The sequence below is a fragment of the Microbacterium luticocti DSM 19459 genome, from assembly GCF_000422405.1.
Lineage (GTDB): Bacteria > Actinomycetota > Actinomycetes > Actinomycetales > Microbacteriaceae > Microbacterium > Microbacterium luticocti.
In genome coordinates this window covers 39476-57928 of the sequence record NZ_KE383825.1, presented here as the reverse complement: position 1 = coordinate 57928, position 18453 = coordinate 39476, and the positions used below count along the sequence as shown (strand labels likewise).

The following is an 18453-nucleotide window of genomic DNA, read 5'->3' as shown; positions in this document are numbered from 1 at the left end:
CGACGCACACCGTCATCCGCCGCCCGGATCGACTGACACGAACCGCCGTCCGGCACCCCGGGCCGGCCGACACGAACTGCCGTCCGGCACCCGGATCAGCCGACACACACCGTCATCCGCCGGCGGGCCGGCTCGGTTTGGGGCGGATTCGTGCGCGAACGGGTGCACAGATGCGCCCCGAACGCACAGATGCGCCCCAAACCCGTGGGGCCGAGCCGAGACGAGGTCTCGGTGCTCATGCAGCGGCCCGCGATGGATGTCACGTACGACGGGCTCACCGTAGTGTCGCGGCCCCTCGCCGAGGACCTCGAAGACGGCGTCGGGGTCTATCTCGCGCACCCGGCGCAGCGGCACCTGTCGCACCGGCTGGAGCGCATCATCGCTCTCTGTGTGGAGGCGCTGGGCGCCGCGGCCTGACGCTACCCGGCGTAGCCGTCGGAGATGATCCCGATGAGTTCCTCGCGCTCCTCGACCGGCAGGAACGCGCCGGCGGCGGCGTTGAGCTGGAACATCTCCAGGTCGGCGAGGTCGTAGTCGAACGTCTCGGCCAGCAGTGCCAGCTCGCGGGTGAGCGAGGTGCGACTCATGGTGCGGTTGTCGACGTTCACCGTCACGGCGAACCCGAGCTGGTACAGCAGGTCGAACGGGTGGTCGGCCAGCTCGGTGCCCCACGCGGCGATCGCCCCGGTCTGCAGGTTGGAGCTGGGCGAGAGCTCGAGCGGGATCTCGCGGTCGCGCACCCACGCCGCCAGGTCGCCGAAGCGCACCTGCACGTCCTCGCCGTCGCGGCCGACGACCTCGAGGTCTTCGGCGATGCGCACCCCGTGCCCGAGCCGCAGGGCACGGCCGTCGAGCAGCGCCGAACGGATCGACTCGAGCCCGGCCGCCTCGCCGGCGTGCACCGTGGCGGGGAAGAACTCGGCCGCCAGATAGTCGAACGCGGCGCGGTGTCGCGCCGGCGGAAAACCGTCCTCTGGCCCGGCGATGTCGAACCCGACGGCGCCGCGGTCGCGCCACGACACGGCCAGCTTCGCGATCTCAAGCGACCGGTCGGTGTGCCGCATGGCGGTGATCAGCTGCCCGACCCGGATGTCGTGACCGGCCGCGGCCGCGGCATCCTCCCCCTGTTCCAGACCGTCCTGCACGGCGGCGACCGCCTCGTCCAGGCTCAGCCCGCCGGCCAGGTGTTGCTCGGGCGCCCAGCGCACCTCGCCGTACACGACCCCGTCGGCGACCAGGTCGTCGACGAACTCGCGCGCCACCCGGGTCAGCCCCTCGCGGGTCTGCATGACCGCACACGTCAGGTCGAACGTCTTCAGATACTCCACGAGCGACCCCGAGTCGCTCTGCCGCGCGAACCACTCGCCGAGCCCGGCCGGGTCGGTGACGGGCACCGCGACACCGGCCGCGTCGGCCAGCTCGATGATCGTGGCCGGCCGCAGCCCGCCGTCGAGGTGATCGTGCAGCGACACCTTGGGCAGGCTGCGCAGCGAGACGCCGCCGATGCGGGCGTCGCCGTTCTGGTCGATGGGCATGATCCTCCTTGGGACGAAGACGGTGACGGATGCCGCGTGCCGCGCGGCACCCGAAGCCTACGCGGTGATCTTCTCGCGCACGATGGGGGCCACCTCGGGCGCGGATGCGCCGATGGTCCACGCCCCCTCGAGCGCCTGCAGGGCGCGCGGGATGCGGTCGGCGTCGCGGGCACCGAGGGTGAACAACGGCTGCCCGGCCGTGACCGCGTCGCCGCGCTGCACGTGCAGGTCGATGCCGGCCTCGTGCACCACCGGGTCCTGCGGCCGGGCACGGCCCGCGCCCAGCCGCCACGCCGCGATGCCGAAGCCCCAGGCGTCCAGTTCGGTGACGAAGCCGTCGGACGGCGCGGTGACAGTGTGCGTCTCGCGCGGGGTCGGCAGCGGCGCATCGGGGTCGCCGTCCTGTGCGCGGATCATCGCCCGCCACACGTCCATCGCGCGGCCGTCCTTCAGTGCCGCCTCGACGTCGGCGTCGGGCTGTCCGGCGAGGGCCAGCATCTCGCGGGCGAGGGTCACGGTCAGCTCGACCACGTCGGCGGGGCCGCCGCCGGCGAGCACCTCGACCGATTCGCGCACCTCGTTCGCGTTGCCGATGGCACGCCCGAGCGGGGTGTCCATGCCGGTGATCAGGGCGGTGGTGGCCACCCCCGAGTCGGCACCGAGCTCGACCATGGTGCGGGCCAGTTCACGGGCCCGGTCGAGGTCGTGCATGAACGCGCCCGTGCCGACCTTGACGTCGAGCACGAGCGACGAGGTGCCCTCGGCGATCTTCTTCGACATGATGCTCGAGGCGATCAGCGGCACCGCCTCGACGGTGCCGGTGACGTCGCGCAGCGCGTACAGGCGCTTGTCGGCGGGAGCGAGGCCGGCGCCGGCCGCGCAGATCACGGCGCCGATCTCGCGCAGCTGCGCGGTCATCTCGTCGTTCGACAGCGCGGCCCGCCATCCGGGGATGGACTCGAGCTTGTCGAGGGTGCCGCCGGTGTGCCCGAGCCCGCGGCCGCTCAGCTGCGGCACGGCGACGCCGAACGAGGCCACCAGCGGCGCCAGCGGCAGTGTGATCTTGTCGCCCACGCCCCCGGTGGAGTGCTTGTCGACGGTGGGCTTACCCAGCCCCGAGAAGCTCATCCGCTCGCCCGAGGCGATCATGGCGTCGGTCATGACACGGATCTCGTCGCGCGCCATGCCGTTCAGCAGCACCGCCATCGCGAACGCGGCCATCTGTGCGTCGGTGACGTACTCGCGGGTGTAGGCGTCGACCATCCAGCGCAGCGCGTCGGGGTGAAGGCCGGTGCGGTCGCGCTGCGCGCGGATCACATCGACGGCGTCGAAGGGCTCTGTCATCGCGGTTCCTTCCGTCGTGCCACTCTGCTGCGCGTGTCGCTGTGCGCCGCCCACGCAACGCCCGGGCCGGCGCACCGAGCGACCGAGACCGGATGGGTCGCGGGTCGGCGAACCGTGTCGATCCGCTGCATCCGCCGGGTGTGTGAACAGCGCTTGACAACAGCGCTCAACGGCCGATGCCCTCGAGATCGCGCGGGCCGAACGCGTCGGGCAGCACCTCGTCGATGCTGCGCACGCCCGACACGGTGTCCAGCAGCATCCCGGGGATCGCGTGCTCGTACAGCAGTTGCCGGCACCGGCCGCACGGCATGATCGTCTCGCCGTCGCCGTTCACGCACACGAACGCGACGAGCTGCCCGCCGCCCGAGAGGTGCAGCTCGCTGACCAGCCCGCACTCGGCGCACAGCGTCAGGCCGTACGAGGCGTTCTCGACGTTGCAGCCGGCGATGATGCGCCCGTCGGTCACCAGCGCGGCGGCGCCGACGCGGTACCGCGAATACGGCACGTACGCGTACTGCGACGCCTCGCGGGCCGCGTCGTGCAGGGCGCCCCAGTCGATGTCGGTCACGTTCGATTCCTCCGAAGAACGGATGCCGCAGCCGCGGTCATCCCTTGATGTACGGCTTTCCGTCGGCCGCCGGCGCCTTGATCTGCCCGGCGAACCCGGCCACCGCCAGGATCGTCACGACGTATGGCAGCATCAGCATGAACTCGCTGGGGATCGGGGTCTTCAGCACCGTGAGCAGGTTCTGCAGGTTGGTGGCGAAGCCGAACAGCAGCGCGGCCAGGGTGGCGCGCAGCGGGTCCCAACCGCCGAAGATCACCGCGGCCAGGGCGATGAAGCCCAGACCCGCGGTCATGTCCTTGGTGAACTGCGGCACCGACACCAGGGTGAAGTAGGCACCGCCGATGCCGGCGATCGCGCCGGCCAGCAGCACGTTCCAGAACCGCGTCGGGTTGACCTTGATGCCGACCGTGTCGGCGGCTTGTGGATGCTCGCCGACCGCGCGCAGGCGCAATCCCCACTTGGTGCGGTACATCCCCCACGCCACCACGGCGACGACCACGTACATGAGGTAGACGATGAACGTCTGGTGGAACAGCACCGGGCCGATCACCGGGATGTCACCCAGCAGCGGGATCTTCCAGTTCGGGAAGGTGACGGCGTTGTTCAACGTGGCCTCGTTGGGCGCCAGCAGCGCGCCGTACAAGAACCCGGTCAGGCCCGACACCAGCACGTTCAGCACCACGCCGACGATGATCTGGTCGACCAGGTACCGGATCGCGAACGCCGCCAGCACGAACGCGACGAGCATCCCGCCGATCATCGCGCCGACCAGCCCGACGAACGGGTTGTGGGTCAGGCTCGAGAGCATCACGGCGGTGAACGCGCCCAGCAGCAGCTGACCTTCGATGGCGATGTTGACCACGCCGCCGCGCTCGCCGATGACGCCGGCCAACGCGCCGTACACCAGCGGCACCGACAGCGACAGCGCCCCGGCGAGTGTGCCCGCCACCGGCACCACGCCGCCGTCCTGCGCCGCCCAGGCGAGGAAGGCGAACATGCCGAGCACGGCATACACGATCGGCAGCCACAGTCCGGTGCGGCGGTAGCCGACGGCATCCCACCACGCCCAGGCGGTGAGCACGACCAGCGCCGCCCAGACGACCCAGATCGTCGGCGCCGACGGCAGGTGGATGTCGGGGATCGCGAACGCGATGCCGTCGCTGATGCGGAAGACGCTCTGCCCTGCCACCGGCGAGAGCACGAACAGCAGCCCGAGCAGCACCGTCACGACGGTGAGGGTGATCGGCACCTTCAGCTTGCGGGTGCGCACGATGGTCGGGGCCGCACCCGCCGGGGCCGTCGTCGTGGTCATGAGGCCACCGCCTTGCCGTCCACGGCCGCGCGTTTGCGGGCGGCCTTGGCGCGCCCCTTCGCCGACCGGTCACTGTCGTCCTTGGGCAGGAAGAAGATCGTGCGCACCAGCGGCGGGGCGGCGATGAACAGCACGATCATCGACTCCACCACCAGCACGATGTCGACCGGGATGCCCTGCGCCGCCTGCATCGTGAACGATCCCGCCTTCAGCGCGCCGAACAGCAGGCCCGCCCAGAACGTGCCCCACGCGCGGCTGCGGCCGAGAAGCGCCACGGTGATCGCGTCGAATCCGATGCCGGCGTCGATGCCGTCGCCGAACCCGGTGGTCACCGAGCCGAGGATCTGGTTCATGCCGGCCAGGCCCGCCAGTCCGCCGGCGAACAGCATCGCGTACACGTACATGCGCGGCACACTGATGCCGGCCGCCCGCGCGGCGTGCGGATTCTCACCGACCGCGCGCAGCCGGAAGCCGAGGCTGGAATGCTCGATCAGCCACCAGACGATCAGGGTGGCCACGATCACGACCGGGAAGCCCCAGTTCAGCAGCGGGAACTGCGCCCCGAACAGCGACGGGAACTGCGCCGAGTCGGGGGTGGGCGCCGAGATCGGCTGGTTCGTGCCGGGCTTCTGCAGCAGCTCCGGGGTGCGGATCATCCAGCGCACCAGGTACAGCGCCACGAAGTTGAGCATGATCGTCAGGATCACCTCGTGCGCACCGGTGCGTGCCTTCAGCAGGCCGGCGATGCCGCCCCAGATCGCCCCGCCGAGGATGCCGGCGGCCAGGGTCAGCGGCAGGTGGATCCACATCGGCAGGTCGAGGCCGAAGGTGGCCAGCGCCGCCGCCGCGCAGGCGACGAGCATCTGGCCGCGGGCGCCGATGTTGAACAGTCCTGCACGGAACGCCAGCGCGACGCCCAGGCCCGCGGCGATCAGCGGTGCGGCGAAGCCGAGCGTGTTGGTCAGCGGCCGGATGAACCGGGCGAAACTCGTCGCTTCGGGGTTGACGATCGCCCCCTGGAACAGGGCGTAGTAGCCGCCTGCCACCGCCTGCCAGATGGCGACGAGGGTGTCTTGCGGGCGGGCGAAGAAATACCCGGATGCCTTCTGCACGTTCTCGTCGGTGACGGCGATGAGGATGCCGCCGACGATCATCGAGGCGACGATGGCGAGGATGGTGGTGACCACCGAGCCGCGCAGGATCTCGCGCATGATGCGGTTGGACGCCGGCGGGGGCGGCACCTGCACGGGTGTGCCGGCGGCCTCGGACCGCACGGTGTGACCGGTGAGGGGGCCGGATGCCGTGGGCAGCTGCTCGGGCGGCAGGCCCGCGGGCTGGGGGCCGGGAACACTCTCGCTCATGCGGCGTCCTTGGTCGGGGTCTCTCCGGCCATCATCAGGCCGAGCACGTCGCGGGGGGTGTCGGCGGGAACGATCCCGACGATGCCGCCGCGGTACATGACCGCGATGCGGTCGGCGAGCGCGACGACCTCGTCGAGCTCGGTGGACACGACGACGACCGGCACCCCGGCATCCCGCGTTGCAATGATGCGCTTGTGGATGAACTCGATCGAGCCGACGTCGACGCCGCGGGTGGGCTGCGAGGCCAGCAGCAGCTTGAGCTCGCGGCTGAGCTCGCGGGCGATGACGACCTTCTGCTGGTTGCCGCCCGACAGCGAGCCGGCCGGCGACGACGGCCCCTGGGTGCGGATGTCGAACTCGGCGATCCGATCGCGGGCGAACCGGTCGAGATCGCCGCGCCGGATGGTGCCGGCGGTGCGGAAGGCGGGGTCGGCGCTGCGGTCGAGGATGAGGTTCTCGGCGACCGTGAACGAACCAACCAGGCCGTCCTCCTGACGGTCTTCGGGCACGAAGCCGACGCCCTCGTCGAGGATGCCGCGCACGCTCTTGCCGACCAGCTCTTCGCCGTCGAGTGTGATCGAGCCGGTGACCTTCTCTTGCAGGCCGACGATGGCCTCGGCCAGTTCGGTCTGCCCGTTGCCCTGCACACCGGCGATCGCGAGCACCTCGCCGGGCCGCACCTGGAAGTCGACGTCGTCGACGACGACGGTGCCGTCGGCGGCGAGCACGTGCAGTCCGCGTACCACAAGGCCCGCGCCCTCGCGCACCTGCGGCGGGTCCTTGTGCACCGTGAGTTCCACGGCCCGCCCGACCATCATCGAGGCGAGCTCCGTGTTGGTGGCGGTGGGGCTGGCCTCGCCGACGACCTTTCCGAGACGGATGACGGTGATGCGGTCGGCGACCTCGCGCACCTCGCGCAGCTTGTGCGTGATGAACACGATGGCCGTGCCCTCGTCGCGCAACTGCCGCATGATCTGCATGAACTCGTCGGTCTCTTGCGGGGTGAGCACGGCGGTGGGCTCGTCGAAGATCAGGATCTTGGCGTCGTGGGCGAGCGCCTTGATGATCTCGACGCGCTGCTGCACGCCCACCGGCAGGTCGCCGACGCGGGCATCCGGGTCGATCTGGAACCCGAACCGGTCGGCCAGTTCACGCACCCGGGCGCGGGCGCTGGCGATGTTCAGGATGCCGACGGCCGTGGTGTCTTCATGCCCGAGCATGAGGTTCTCGGCGACGGTGAACACCGGGATGAGCATGAAATGCTGGTGCACCATGCCGATGCCGGCGGCGATGGCATCGCCCGGGCCGCGGAAATGCTGCTCGACGCCGTCGAGCAGGATCTGGCCCTCGTCGGCCTGGTAGAGGCCGTAGAGCACGTTCATCAGGGTCGATTTGCCGGCCCCGTTCTCGCCGAGCAGCGCATGGATCTCACCGCTGCGCAGCTCCAGGTCGATGTGGTCGTTGGCCACCAGGCTTCCGAAGCGCTTCGTCACGCCCCGCAGCTCGAGCTTCATAGAGTGCACCCTATCCGGAAACGCTCGTTGAGCGGGCGCGCCCGGCGCGCCCGCTCAACGACCGGTGTTCTTGCCGACGTGCTTACTTCGGGGAGTTCTGCGAGGTGACCTTCAGCTCGCCCGAGATGATCTGCTGCTTGAGCTGGTCGAGCTTGTCGGTCAGGCCCTGCGGCAGCTTGCTCTCGAAGTCGTGGAAGCTGCTCAGCCCCACGCCGTCGTTCTTGAGCGTGCCGATGTAGGGGGTGACGTCGAAGTCGCCGGTGGCGGCCGACATGACGGTGTCGTAGACGGCCTGGTCGATGCGCTTCATGATCGAGACCAGGGTGACGTCGGCGACCGACGGGTCGGCGACGGCGAGGTCGGAGTCCACACCGAGCATGACGGTGTCTTTGCCGCTGTCCTTGATCGCGGCGGCGGCGCTCTTGTAGATGGGGCCGCCGACCGGCAGGATCACGTCCACACCCTGGTCGAGGATGCCCTTCGCGGTCTGCTTCGCGGTGTCGTTCGCGGTGAAGCCACCGGTGAACGAGCCCTTCTGGGTGGCGACGTCCCAGCCGAACGTCTTCACGTCGGCGCTGTTGTCCTTGTTGTAGCCCTGCACGCCGTCGATGAAGCCGTCCATGAAGATCGACACCGACGGGATCTGCAGGCCACCGAAGGTGCCGACCTTGTCGACCCCGGCCTGGTGCGACCACGCGGCGGCGGCGTAGCCGCCGAGGTAGGCCGCCTCGACCGTGTTGAACAGGATCGGCTTGATGTTCGGGGCGTCCGGCTTGCCGTCCTGGTCGGCGTCGGCGCCGTCGTCGATGATCGCGAAGTTCAGGTCGGGGTTGGCCTTGGCGGCCTTGATGGTGTCGGCCGACAGCTTGTACCCGACCGAGATGATCAGGGTGCAGTTCTGGCTGACCGCGCTGTCCATGTTCGGCGCGTAGTCGCTCTCGGAGCTGGACTCGAGCTCGACGCTCTTGACGTTCAGCTCCTTGGCGGCCTTGTCGATGCCGTTCTTGGCCGACTCGTTGAAGGACTTGTCGTTCCACCCGCCGTCGTCCGAGACGATGCAGGGCTTGAAGCCGGCGACAGCGGTCTTGCCGCCCTCGGTGGGCGTGTTCGACTGCGGCGCCTGGCCGCAGCCGGCGAGGGCGACGATGAGGCCCGCGGCGATGGCGGCGCCGGCGAACTTGCGAGCAGAAGAGATGGTCAACTCGACCTCCACACAGATGGGCCGCGGCCTTCGCGGCGATGCTTCGAAGTTACCCAGTGTGACACTCCGGTTGCGCATTCCGCACGCCTGTGCGCCGGAATGGTTACCGATCCGCAATGATGGGCGCCCCGAACCGGCCGGGACCGTGCCCACGCTCGTGCCGGCGGCATCCGGCGACCGTGCCGACCGACTGCGGTCAGAGCACGTCGCCGCGGCCGGTGAGCTTGAGCGCGTCAACGACGCCCTTGACCCGCTGCGCGTTCTCGCTGGTGGTCACCAGCAGGGCGTCGGGGGTGTCGACGACGACGATGTCTTTGACCCCGACCAGCGAGATCACCCGATCGGTCTGGCTGACCACGATGCCGCTGGCGGCGTCGGAGAGGATGCGGGCGTTCGGGCCGAGGATCGCCAGGTCGTTCTTGCGGCCGTGCGAGTTGAGCTTGGCGAGGCTGGCGAAATCGCCCACGTCGTCCCAGTCGAAATGCCCGGGCACCACCGCCAGCCGGCCCCGCTCTGCGGCCGGCTCGGCCACCGCATAGTCGATCGCGATCTTCTCGAGCGTCGGCCACACCCGGTCGACGACCGGGCCGCGGGCGTCGCGGTCGTCCCACGCCTCGGCGAGGTCCATCAGCCCCGCGTACAGCTGCGGGCGGTTCTCGGCGATCTCGCCCAGCAGCACGTCGGCGCGCGAGATGAACATGCCGGCGTTCCACAGGTACGAGCGGTCGGCGAAGTACTGCTTCGCGGTGGCCAGGTCGGGCTTCTCGACGAAGCGCTCGACCAGCGCGGCCTCGGGCGCGCCGTCGACGATGAGCTCGTCGGCCTTCTTGATGTAGCCGAACCCGATCGAGGGCTCTGTGGGCGGGATGCCGATGGTGCAGATGTAGCCCTCGCGGGCGATTTGGATCGCCTGTCGCACCGCCCAGTCGAACAGGTGCGGCACGCCGATGACGTGGTCGGCGGCGAACGACCCGACGATCACGTCGGGCTCGCGCCGGGCGAGGATCGCCGCGGCCAGCCCGATCGCCGCGGTGGAATCGCGTGGCTCGGACTCGAGGATCACGTTGCGGTCGGGAATGCCGGGCAGCTCCTTCTCGACGGCGGCGCGGTGGGCCCGACCGGTGACCACCGCGATCCGGTCGTGTCCGGCCAGCGGCTCCAGGCGGTCCCATGTGTCGCGCAGCAGGGTGTGCCCCGACCCGGTCAGATCGTGCAGGAACTTCGGCGCGTCGGCACGCGACAGCGGCCACAGCCGGCTGCCGATGCCGCCGGCGGGGATGATCGCGTGGAAGTCGGAGACGGGCTCGGCCATGCGCACCAGGGTATCCCGGTGCGGCCGGGCCTGCCGGGATCGGATAAGGCCCGCCTAAGCGGCAACGCACCACAGGAGAGGAATAGGATGGGCTCGCGCCCGTGTGACGCCGAGGCCGTTCGGCCTTCGAGGGGCACGAACAAGCCCCGACTCGAGTTCGACCCAAGGAGGACGGACGTGTCTGCACCAGCACGCGTCACACCGACGGTAGCCGAGACGACTTCCCGAACACCGCGGGGAACGCTGTACCGCGGTCACGAGGGCATGTGGTCTTGGGTCCTGCACCGCATCACCGGCATCGCGATCTTCTTCTTCCTGCTGGTGCACGTGCTCGACACCGCCCTGATCCGCGTCGCACCCGACGCCTACGACGCCGTGATCGGCACGTACAAGAACCCGATCATGGGCGTCGGCGAGATCGCCCTGGTCGGCGCGATCGTGTACCACGCGTTCAACGGGCTGCGGATCATCCTCGTCGACCTGTCGCGCTGGGCCGCCAAGTACGAGCGGCAGCTGTGGTGGGGCGTCATCGGGCTGTGGGTGGTGACGATGCTCGGCTTCGTCCCCCGCCAGCTGATGGTCATCGTGGCCGAGATCACCGGAGGACACTGACATGACCGCCGACACCATCGCCGCGCCGCGCACCCCCGCCCCGCGCCGCAAGGGCGTCAACCTCGAGAAGTGGGGCTGGGTCTACATGCGCGCCTCGGGCGTGCTGCTGATCGTGCTGATCTTCGGGCACCTGTTCGTGAACCTCATGCTCGGCGAGGGCGTGCGCGGCATCGACTTCGCGTTCGTCGCCGGCAAGTACGCCACCCCGTTCTGGCAGTGGTGGGATGTCGTCATGCTGTGGCTGGCGCTCATCCACGGCACGAACGGCATGCGCACGATCGTGAACGACTACGTCACACACAACGGCACGCGCCGCGTGCTGGTCTGGGCGCTGTGGCTGGTCGCGGCGTTCCTCATCCTGCTGGGCACGCTCGTCGTCTTCACATTCGACCCCTGCATCCCGCCCGTTCCCGGCGCCCTCGCCGGCGTCTGCGCCGGCTGACCGCGAACGACCTCGACACGAAGGCATCCCACACGTGAGCACCTCCACTTCCGGCGGCGTCGTCAAGGACGGCGTCCACTACCACCAGTTCGACATCGTGATCGTCGGCGCCGGCGGCGCCGGCATGCGGGCGGCCATCGAGGCGGGCCCGAATGCGAACACCGCGGTCATCTCCAAGCTGTACCCCACCCGCTCGCACACCGGTGCGGCGCAGGGGGGCATGGCCGCGGCGTTGTCCAACGTCGAAGAGGACAACTGGGAGTGGCACACCTACGACACCGTCAAGGGGGGTGACTACCTGGTCGACCAGGACGCGGCCGAGATCCTCGCCAAAGAGGCCATCGACGCGGTGATCGACCTCGAGAACATGGGGCTGCCGTTCAACCGCACCCCCGAAGGCAAGATCGACCAGCGCCGGTTCGGCGGTCACACCCGTGACCACGGCAAGGCCGCGGTGCGCCGCGCCTGCTACGCCGCCGACCGCACCGGGCACATGATCCTGCAGACGCTGTACCAGAACTGCGTCAAGCTCGGCATCAACTTCTTCAACGAGTTCTACGTGCTCGACCTGATCACGGTGACCGATGCCGCAGGCGGCACCCAGGTCGCGGGCGTGGTCGCGTACGAGCTGGCCACCGGCGAGCTGCACGTGTTCCAGTCCAAGGCCGTCATCTTCGCCACCGGCGGGTTCGGCAAGATCTTCAAGACGACCTCGAACGCGCACACCCTCACCGGTGACGGCGTGGGCATCGTGTGGCGCAAGGGCCTGCCGCTGGAGGACATGGAGTTCTTCCAGTTCCACCCGACCGGCCTGTACGGCCTGGGCATCCTGCTCACCGAGGGGGCCCGCGGCGAAGGCGCGATCCTGCGCAACGCGTCAGGTGAGCGGTTCATGGAGCGCTACGCCCCCACCATCAAGGACCTCGCCCCGCGCGACATCGTCGCCCGGTCGATGGTGCAGGAGGTGCTCGACGGCCGCGGCGCCGGCCCCCACAAGGACTACGTGTACCTGGACTGCACCCACCTGGGCGCCGAGGTGCTCGAGAGCAAGCTGCCCGATATCACCGAGTTCGCCCGCACCTACCTGGGCGTGGACCCGGTGGTCGAGCCGGTGCCGGTGATGCCCACCGCCCACTACGCGATGGGCGGCATCCCCACCAACAACAACGCCGAGGTGCTGCGCAGCAACACCGACATCGTGCCGGGGCTGTATGCGGCCGGTGAGTGCGCGTGCGTCTCGGTGCACGGCTCGAACCGGCTGGGCACCAACTCGCTGCTGGACATCAACGTGTTCGGCAAGCGGGCCGGTCGCAACGCCGTCGAGTACGTCAAGACCGCCGAGTTCGTGCCGCTGCCCGACGACCCCGCCCGCGAGGTGCGCGAGATGATCGAGGGGCTGCGCACCAACACCGGCACCGAGCGGATCGCGACGCTGCGCAAGACGCTGCAGAACGACATGGACCTGAAGGCCCAGGTGTTCCGCACCGACGAGTCGCTGACCGAGGTGCTCGGGGTGATCGAGCAGCTGCGCGAGCGGTACAAGAACGTGCACGTCGACGACAAGGGCCGACGGTACAACACCGACCTGCTCGAGGCGGTCGAACTCGGCTTCCTGCTCGACATCGCCGAGGTGGTCGTCTACGCCGCCCGCAACCGCAAAGAGAGCCGCGGCGGGCACATGCGCGACGACTACCCGAACCGCGACGACGAGAACTACATGCAGCACACCATGGCCTACCTGACCGGTGACCCGCACTCGTCGGATGCCACCGATCACATCAGACTCGATTGGAAACCCGTCGTCTTCACCAAGAACGAGCAGGGCGAGCTGCGGTACCCGCCGCTGGAGAGGAAGTACTGATGTCCACGGTCATCGATTCGGAATCCAGCGCCCCTGCCGAAGAGGCGCCGATCCAGTCGTTCCTGGTCACGTTCATCATCCGCCGGTACGACCCCGAGGTGGACGCCGAGCCGCGCTGGGTCGACTACGACGTCGAGATGTACCCCACCGAGCGGGTGCTCGACGCGCTGCACAAGATCAAGTGGGAGCAGGACGGCTCGCTCACCTTCCGCCGCTCGTGCGCGCACGGCATCTGCGGTTCGGACGCCATGCGCATCAACGGCCGCAACCGACTGGCCTGCAAGACGCTGATCAAGGACCTCGACATCTCGAAGCCGATCTACGTCGAGGCGATCAAGGGCCTGCCGCTGGAGAAGGACCTGGTCGTCGACATGGACCCGTTCCTGGACGCCTACAAGGCGGTGCAGCCGTTCCTGGTCGCGAACTCGAAGCCGCCGGCCGGCAAGGAGCGCCTGCAGTCCCCCGAGGACCGTGCCCGCTTCGACGACACGACCAAGTGCATCCTGTGCGCGGCGTGCACCTCGAGCTGCCCGGTGTTCTGGACCGACGGGCAGTACTTCGGTCCCGCCGCGATCGTGAACGCGCACCGGTTCATCTTCGACTCGCGGGACGACGCGGCCGATGTGCGCCTGGACATCCTCAACGACAAGGAAGGCGTGTGGCGCTGCCGCACGACCTTCAACTGCACCGAGGCGTGCCCCCGTGGCATCCAAGTCACCCGTGCCATCGCCGAGGTCAAGCAGGCCGTGCTGCGCGGGGGCCGTTGACCTGCGTGCCTGCGGGGAGCGCTCGTCGGCACGCCAGCGGGCGCTCGCTAGTCTGTGAGCGTGACCGATGAGCGTGCCGCCGACCCCGCCCGGGGCGTGACCGCTCCCCTGCCAGTGGCCGCACCGCCCGACGATCAGCGACTGCGCGAACGGTGGGAGGCGGCGCAGGCCCGCGCCACCGCGCTGACCCGGCGCACCCTGGCCTGGTTCCCGGTGCGGGTGTGGCGGCACTTTCTGCGACACAACGGGTTTCTGCTGGCGGCGAGCATCAGCTACCAGTCGCTGTTCTCGATCTTCGCGGTGATCTACGTCGTGTTCGCCGGTCTCGGCGTGTGGGTGGGCGCCAGCGAGCGCGCCGTGCAACGGGTGATCGACCTGCTCAACGCCTACATCCCCGGGCTCATCGCCGAGCACGGGCTGGCCACCCCGGAACAGGTGCGACAGATCGCGAGCAGCAGCGGCGGCGTGCTCGCGGTCACCGGTGCGGTGGCGGTGGTGGTCGCGATCTGGACCGCGGTCGGTTTCGTCACCTTCACCCGCCGCGCCGTGCGCGACATCTTCGATCTGCCGTTCGACCCGCGCAACTACGTGCTGTTGAAGGCCCGCGACCTGATGGCCGCCGCGATCTTCGGGGTCGCTCTCATCGTCGGCGCGGCGCTGGGCGGCATGACCAGCGGCGCCCTCGATGCCCTGCTGGCGCTGGTGGGCCTGCGCGACCAGTCGATGCTGTCGCAGGTGCTGGTGCGGCTGCTCACCGCGGTGGTGGCGTTCGCGGTCAACTCGGCGGCGCTGGCGAGCCTGTTCCGCTTTCTGGCCGGCACGTCACTGCCGTGGCGCACGATCTGGCCCGGCGCGCTATTGGGCGGTGCCGCGGTGGCCGTGCTGCAGGTGGGCATCGGTCTGCTGCTGAGCTACTCCCCCACCAACCCGCTGCTGGCGACCTTCTCGGTGCTCATCGCGTTCCTGCTGTGGTTCCGGCTCGTGGGCATCGTGATCCTGGTGTCGGCCTCGTGGATCGCCGTGGCCGCGCACGACCGCGACATCCCGTTGCAGGAGCAGAGCGAGACCGACCGGCTGCGCGCGGAGCACGAGGCGCTGCTGCTGGCTGGCCGCATCCGCCTGCGTGACGCCCAGGTCGCCCGCCGCGGCGCCCCCTGGTACCGGCGCTGGTCGGCCGACCGGGCCGTACGCGCGGCCGAGGACGAGCTCGCGCGGGTGCAGGCATCCGCGCCCCCGTCGGCGGCGCACCGGCCTGTCGGCGGCCCTCGCTAAGGTGGGACGGTGCCCGCCCACGAACGCCTGCCCGATACCCTCCGCATCGCCACCGTCAACGTCAACGGGATCCGGGCGGCCGTCCGCAAGGGCATGCTCGCGTGGCTCGATGTCGCCGCGCCCGATGTGCTGGCGCTGCAGGAGGTGCGCGCCACCGACGAGCAGCTGCGCACGGCACTGCCCGGCTGGCACATCGTCGCCGACGAAGCGCTCGCCAAGGGACGCGCCGGCGTCGCGATCGCGACCCGTGCGCCGGTGCTGTCGGTACGCGCGCGGCTCGAGGCCGACGAACTCGACTCGGCCGGGCGCTGGATCGAGGCGGAGGTGCCGCTGGGCACCGACCGGCTCACGGTGGTGAGCGCCTACGTGCCCACCGGCGAGGCCGACACCCCCAAGCAGGACCACAAGTGGGCGTTCCTCGATGCGATGGCGCAGCGGATGTCGCAGCTGAACGCCGTCGGGGCCCTGGCCCTGATCATGGGCGACCTGAACGTCGGGCATCGCGAGCTCGACATCCGCAACTGGCGGGGCAACCGCAAGAAGGCCGGGTTCCTGCCCCGCGAGCGGGCGTACTTCGACCGGTTCTTCGCTCCCGCAGGCTCCCCGGTCGAGTGCGTCGACGGCACGACCGGCACCGGGCTCGGCTGGGTGGACGTGGGGCGCCGGTTCCACGGCGACGTGGACGGACCGTACACCTGGTGGGCGATGCGCGGCCGCGCGTTCGACAACGACACCGGATGGCGCATCGACTACCACGTCGCGACGCCCGCGCTCGCCGAGCGGGTGCGCGACTACCGGATCGACCGCGCCGAGTCGTGGGACACCCGGTGGAGCGACCACGCCCCGGTCGTGGTCGACTACGCGGTGGGAGCGTGAGCGCGGCCCGTCGGCTTCTCCACAGCCGCGGCGGCGGCCGGCGCCATCCACGGATGTGCCGTTGCGCGCCCTCCACAGGCCTGTGAAACGCTAACGTCGGTCGCGCCGGCGGGATCTTCCGTCGCCTCGATCCATCGACCGCGGTGAACGGTCGTGAGAGGAGTACCGTGACCATCATGACCGAACGCGCCGCGCCGACCCTGGAGGCGATCGCCCGAGGTCTCGACCAGAACGCCGCGCAGCTGCAGACGACACGCGAGCGGCTCGACACCCACATCCAGGCCTCGAGCCTGTATTTCGCCGGGATGGACAAGCAGTTCGACGGGCTGCGCGACACGATCCGCTCGCAGCATCTGCTGGTGTCGGCCGACATCGCCGCCGCCCGTCGCGACATCGCCACCGTCGAAGAGCACGTCGCGCTGCTCACGGCGATGACCACCGCCCACGGCAAGCGCCTGGATGGGATCGACCAACGCCTGGATGCGCTCACCGGCCTGGTGATGCAGATCCGCGACGCGGTCGTTCCGGACCAGGGCTGAACCGCACAGCCCGACGGCTGCGATCACGGTGCTCAGGCGGTACGGGGCAGCACGACGTCGAACCGGCATCCGCCGTCGACGTTGTGCGCGGTGACCCGACCGGCGTGTGCCTTCACGATGCCTTCGACGATCGCCAGTCCCAGACCCGCGCCCGCCGAGCGGCCCCATAGCTGCTCGGGGGTGCGGGCGACGGTGGCGCGCCAGCCGGCGCGGAAGATCTGCGGCAGATCGGACTCGGGGATGCCGCCGCCGGCGTCGACCACTGACAGCACCGCGTGCCCGTCGGCGTCGGTGGCGGTCGTCACCGAGATCGCACTGCCGGGCGGGGAATGCTGGATGGCGTTCATAAGCAGGTTTCCGACCACCCGGGCGAGTTCGCGGGCGTCGCCGTCGACGACCAGGTCGGGGCTCGGCGACTCGCGGATGACGATCCGGTGCGCCTGCGCCACCTGGCGCAGCTCGGCGACCGCGTCGCTGACCAGGTCGTACAGCGACACCGCCTCACGGTGCAGCGCGAGCCGGCCGGACTGGATCTTCGACAGCTCGAACAGGTCGTCGACCAGGTCGGAGAGGTGGTCGACCTGCGAGCGCATCTGCCGGTGGAACCGTTGCGGGTCGTCGGCCATACCGTCTTCGAGCGCCTCGGCCATCGCGCGCAACCCGGCCAGGGGCGTGCGCAGGTCGTGCGAGATCCAGGCGACCAGTTCGCGACGCGAGGCTTCGAGCGCCTCGACCTCGGCGCGTGCCTCGTCGAGCCGGCGACTGGTCTCGGCCAGCTGCGCCTCGACCGCCGCCAGCTCGGATCGGTCACGCCCGTCGGACGCGGGCACCGGGGTGCCCTCGGCCAGGTCGGCCGCCAGGCGCCGCAGCCGCCGGCTCTGCCGGGTGAACGCGCGCGCGAGCACGAGTGCGGTCAGCAGCGACACCACCGTCGCCGACACGGCCACCCAGATGCCCACCAGCAGGTCGTGGCCCGACAGGAACATCGCCTGGGCCACCGCGACCATGCCCGCCGCCACCGAGACCGTCGCGGTCAGCACGACGATGCACAACTGCACGATCAGCGGAGTACGGCGCGCGACGTGCAGCAGCAGCATCCCGACCCCGCCGACCACGATCGCGCACGCCAGCGCCGTCGCGACAATGACGGCGAGGTCGGGCAGCGGGATCATGCGTCCGGGTCCGCATCGAGCCGGTAGCCGACGCCCCACACCGTGCGCAGCACCTGCGGGTCGGTGGGGTCGTCTTCGACCTTCTCGCGCAGCCGCCGCATGGTGACCGTCACCGTGGACAGGTCACCGAACTCCCACCCCCACACCGCGGCCAGCAGCTCGTCGCGGGTGAACGCACGCTGCGGGTGTTTCAGCAGGAACGCGAACAGGTCGAACTCGCGCGCCGACAGCGGTAGCGGCATCCCGTGCTTCTCGACGATGCGGGCGGACGGATGCAGGTGGAACGGCCCGAGCGTGAACGGCGCCTCGGGGGCGTAGTCGGCGAGGCTGCGGCGCAGCACCGACTGCACGCGCAGCACGAGCTCGCGCGGCGAGAACGGCTTGGTGATGTAGTCGTCGGCGCCCGCCTCGAGCCCGCCGATGCGGTCGTCGGTGCCGCCGAGCGCGGTCAGCAGGATGACCGGCACGTCATCGTCGGCACGGATGCGGCGGCACACCTCGGCGCCGTCGATGCCCGGCAGCATGCGGTCCATGACGACCAGGTCGGGCGTGCACGCGGCGATCGCGTCGAGTGCGGCGAACCCGTCGGCCGCCTCATCGACGACGAAGCCGGCGGCATCCAGGTAGGTGCGCACCACTTCGCGGACGGTCTCGTCGTCCTCGACGACGAGCACGCGCCGGTCGGTCAGCGCCGCGTCGCGTCCAGCGGCGTCGGAGGTGACGGATGCCATGAGCCCATGCTAGGCGTGGCGGGATGCCGCGACC

18 protein-coding genes are annotated in these 18453 nt (G+C 70.0%); 8 read left to right on the top strand and 10 right to left on the bottom strand.

Annotation, left to right across the window (positions count from 1 at the left end; genetic code table 11):
- Nucleotides 1–189: 189 nt before the first annotated feature.
- Nucleotides 190–417, top strand: a complete 228-nt coding sequence (locus tag H577_RS0113950) for a type 2 periplasmic-binding domain-containing protein (protein WP_156876668.1) — start codon at nucleotides 190–192, stop codon at nucleotides 415–417.
- A gap of 2 nt (nucleotides 418–419) precedes the next feature.
- Here H577_RS0113950 and H577_RS0113945 read toward each other — a convergent pair whose 3' ends face one another.
- The 8 genes from H577_RS0113945 to H577_RS0113910 all read right to left on the bottom strand — a co-directional run bounded on the left by H577_RS0113945 (nucleotide 420) and on the right by H577_RS0113910 (nucleotide 10147).
- Entirely contained in the window at nucleotides 420–1535 is a 1116-nt protein-coding gene (locus H577_RS0113945) for an adenosine deaminase (protein WP_029146465.1), read from the bottom strand.
- Nucleotides 1536–1592: 57 nt separating this feature from the next.
- On the bottom strand, nucleotides 1593–2879 hold the full coding sequence (locus tag H577_RS0113940) for a thymidine phosphorylase (RefSeq protein ID WP_029146464.1): 1287 nt from the start codon (nucleotides 2877–2879) through the stop codon (nucleotides 1593–1595).
- A 166-nt stretch (nucleotides 2880–3045) separates the two neighbouring features.
- Complete coding sequence (locus tag H577_RS0113935; protein WP_029146463.1) at nucleotides 3046–3447, bottom strand: cytidine deaminase; 402 nt, start codon at nucleotides 3445–3447, stop codon at nucleotides 3046–3048.
- Between the two features lie 37 nt (nucleotides 3448–3484).
- Nucleotides 3485–4759: an ABC transporter permease gene (locus tag H577_RS0113930; protein ID WP_029146462.1), complete on the bottom strand. Its 1275-nt coding sequence runs from the start codon at nucleotides 4757–4759 to the stop codon at nucleotides 3485–3487.
- Nucleotides 4756–6120 carry an ABC transporter permease gene (locus tag H577_RS16665; RefSeq protein WP_036285285.1) on the bottom strand — a complete coding sequence of 455 codons (1365 nt, stop codon included), beginning with the start codon at nucleotides 6118–6120 and terminating at the stop codon, nucleotides 4756–4758. Before H577_RS16665 ends, H577_RS0113930 begins: the two co-directional genes overlap by 4 nt.
- Nucleotides 6117–7634 carry an ABC transporter ATP-binding protein gene (locus H577_RS0113920; RefSeq protein WP_029146461.1) on the bottom strand — a complete coding sequence of 506 codons (1518 nt, stop codon included), beginning with the start codon at nucleotides 7632–7634 and terminating at the stop codon, nucleotides 6117–6119. The genes H577_RS16665 and H577_RS0113920 overlap by 4 nt, the downstream gene beginning before the upstream one ends.
- An 82-nt stretch (nucleotides 7635–7716) precedes the next feature.
- On the bottom strand, nucleotides 7717–8835 hold the full coding sequence (locus H577_RS0113915) for a BMP family lipoprotein (protein ID WP_029146460.1): 1119 nt from the start codon (nucleotides 8833–8835) through the stop codon (nucleotides 7717–7719).
- Between the two features lie 196 nt (nucleotides 8836–9031).
- Complete coding sequence (locus H577_RS0113910) at nucleotides 9032–10147, bottom strand: mannose-1-phosphate guanylyltransferase (RefSeq protein WP_029146459.1); 1116 nt, start codon at nucleotides 10145–10147, stop codon at nucleotides 9032–9034.
- Between the two features lie 177 nt (nucleotides 10148–10324).
- On the opposite strand from H577_RS0113910, the gene sdhC reads away from it, so the two are divergent.
- The 7 genes from sdhC to H577_RS0113875 all read left to right on the top strand — a co-directional run bounded on the left by sdhC (nucleotide 10325) and on the right by H577_RS0113875 (nucleotide 16516).
- Nucleotides 10325–10759, top strand: a complete 435-nt coding sequence (sdhC, locus tag H577_RS0113905) for a succinate dehydrogenase, cytochrome b556 subunit (RefSeq protein WP_245570412.1) — start codon at nucleotides 10325–10327, stop codon at nucleotides 10757–10759.
- Nucleotide 10760: 1 nt separating this feature from the next.
- A complete protein-coding gene (locus tag H577_RS0113900; RefSeq protein WP_029146457.1) occupies nucleotides 10761–11201 on the top strand; it encodes a succinate dehydrogenase hydrophobic membrane anchor subunit in 441 nt (146 codons plus the stop codon).
- A 34-nt stretch (nucleotides 11202–11235) separates the two neighbouring features.
- On the top strand, nucleotides 11236–13062 hold the full coding sequence (gene sdhA, locus H577_RS0113895) for a succinate dehydrogenase flavoprotein subunit (RefSeq protein WP_029146456.1): 1827 nt from the start codon (nucleotides 11236–11238) through the stop codon (nucleotides 13060–13062).
- A complete protein-coding gene (locus H577_RS0113890) occupies nucleotides 13062–13829 on the top strand; it encodes a succinate dehydrogenase iron-sulfur subunit (RefSeq protein ID WP_029146455.1) in 768 nt (255 codons plus the stop codon). The genes sdhA and H577_RS0113890 overlap by 1 nt, the downstream gene beginning before the upstream one ends.
- A 60-nt stretch (nucleotides 13830–13889) precedes the next feature.
- Nucleotides 13890–15101 carry a YihY/virulence factor BrkB family protein gene (locus H577_RS16660; protein ID WP_245570411.1) on the top strand — a complete coding sequence of 404 codons (1212 nt, stop codon included), beginning with the start codon at nucleotides 13890–13892 and terminating at the stop codon, nucleotides 15099–15101.
- Between the two features lie 27 nt (nucleotides 15102–15128).
- Nucleotides 15129–15977 carry an exodeoxyribonuclease III gene (locus tag H577_RS0113880; protein WP_029146454.1) on the top strand — a complete coding sequence of 283 codons (849 nt, stop codon included), beginning with the start codon at nucleotides 15129–15131 and terminating at the stop codon, nucleotides 15975–15977.
- 176 nt (nucleotides 15978–16153) lie between these two features.
- Nucleotides 16154–16516 (top strand): hypothetical protein, encoded by a 363-nt coding sequence (locus tag H577_RS0113875; protein ID WP_029146453.1) that lies wholly within the window; start codon nucleotides 16154–16156, stop codon nucleotides 16514–16516.
- A 32-nt stretch (nucleotides 16517–16548) separates the two neighbouring features.
- On the opposite strand, the gene H577_RS0113870 is transcribed toward H577_RS0113875, so the two are convergent.
- Complete coding sequence (locus tag H577_RS0113870) at nucleotides 16549–17688, bottom strand: sensor histidine kinase (protein WP_029146452.1); 1140 nt, start codon at nucleotides 17686–17688, stop codon at nucleotides 16549–16551.
- Nucleotides 17685–18419 carry a response regulator transcription factor gene (locus H577_RS0113865; RefSeq protein WP_029146451.1) on the bottom strand — a complete coding sequence of 245 codons (735 nt, stop codon included), beginning with the start codon at nucleotides 18417–18419 and terminating at the stop codon, nucleotides 17685–17687. Before H577_RS0113865 ends, H577_RS0113870 begins: the two co-directional genes overlap by 4 nt.
- Between the last annotated feature and the right edge of the window lie 34 nt (nucleotides 18420–18453).

Coding starts and splice junctions, on each gene's coding strand:
- H577_RS0113870 (WP_029146452.1), bottom strand. CDS start 17,688: ATGATCCCGCTGCCCGACCTCGCCGTCATTGTCGCGACGGCGCTGGCG.
- H577_RS0113920 (WP_029146461.1), bottom strand. CDS start 7,634: ATGAAGCTCGAGCTGCGGGGCGTGACGAAGCGCTTCGGAAGCCTGGTG.
- H577_RS0113945 (WP_029146465.1), bottom strand. CDS start 1,535: ATGCCCATCGACCAGAACGGCGACGCCCGCATCGGCGGCGTCTCGCTG.
- H577_RS0113940 (WP_029146464.1), bottom strand. CDS start 2,879: ATGACAGAGCCCTTCGACGCCGTCGATGTGATCCGCGCGCAGCGCGAC.
- H577_RS0113950 (WP_156876668.1), top strand. CDS start 190: ATGCGCCCCAAACCCGTGGGGCCGAGCCGAGACGAGGTCTCGGTGCTC.
- H577_RS0113890 (WP_029146455.1), top strand. CDS start 13,062: ATGTCCACGGTCATCGATTCGGAATCCAGCGCCCCTGCCGAAGAGGCG.
- H577_RS0113875 (WP_029146453.1), top strand. CDS start 16,154: ATGACCGAACGCGCCGCGCCGACCCTGGAGGCGATCGCCCGAGGTCTC.
- H577_RS0113900 (WP_029146457.1), top strand. CDS start 10,761: ATGACCGCCGACACCATCGCCGCGCCGCGCACCCCCGCCCCGCGCCGC.
- H577_RS16665 (WP_036285285.1), bottom strand. CDS start 6,120: ATGAGCGAGAGTGTTCCCGGCCCCCAGCCCGCGGGCCTGCCGCCCGAG.
- H577_RS0113865 (WP_029146451.1), bottom strand. CDS start 18,419: ATGGCATCCGTCACCTCCGACGCCGCTGGACGCGACGCGGCGCTGACC.
- H577_RS0113930 (WP_029146462.1), bottom strand. CDS start 4,759: ATGACCACGACGACGGCCCCGGCGGGTGCGGCCCCGACCATCGTGCGC.
- H577_RS0113910 (WP_029146459.1), bottom strand. CDS start 10,147: ATGGCCGAGCCCGTCTCCGACTTCCACGCGATCATCCCCGCCGGCGGC.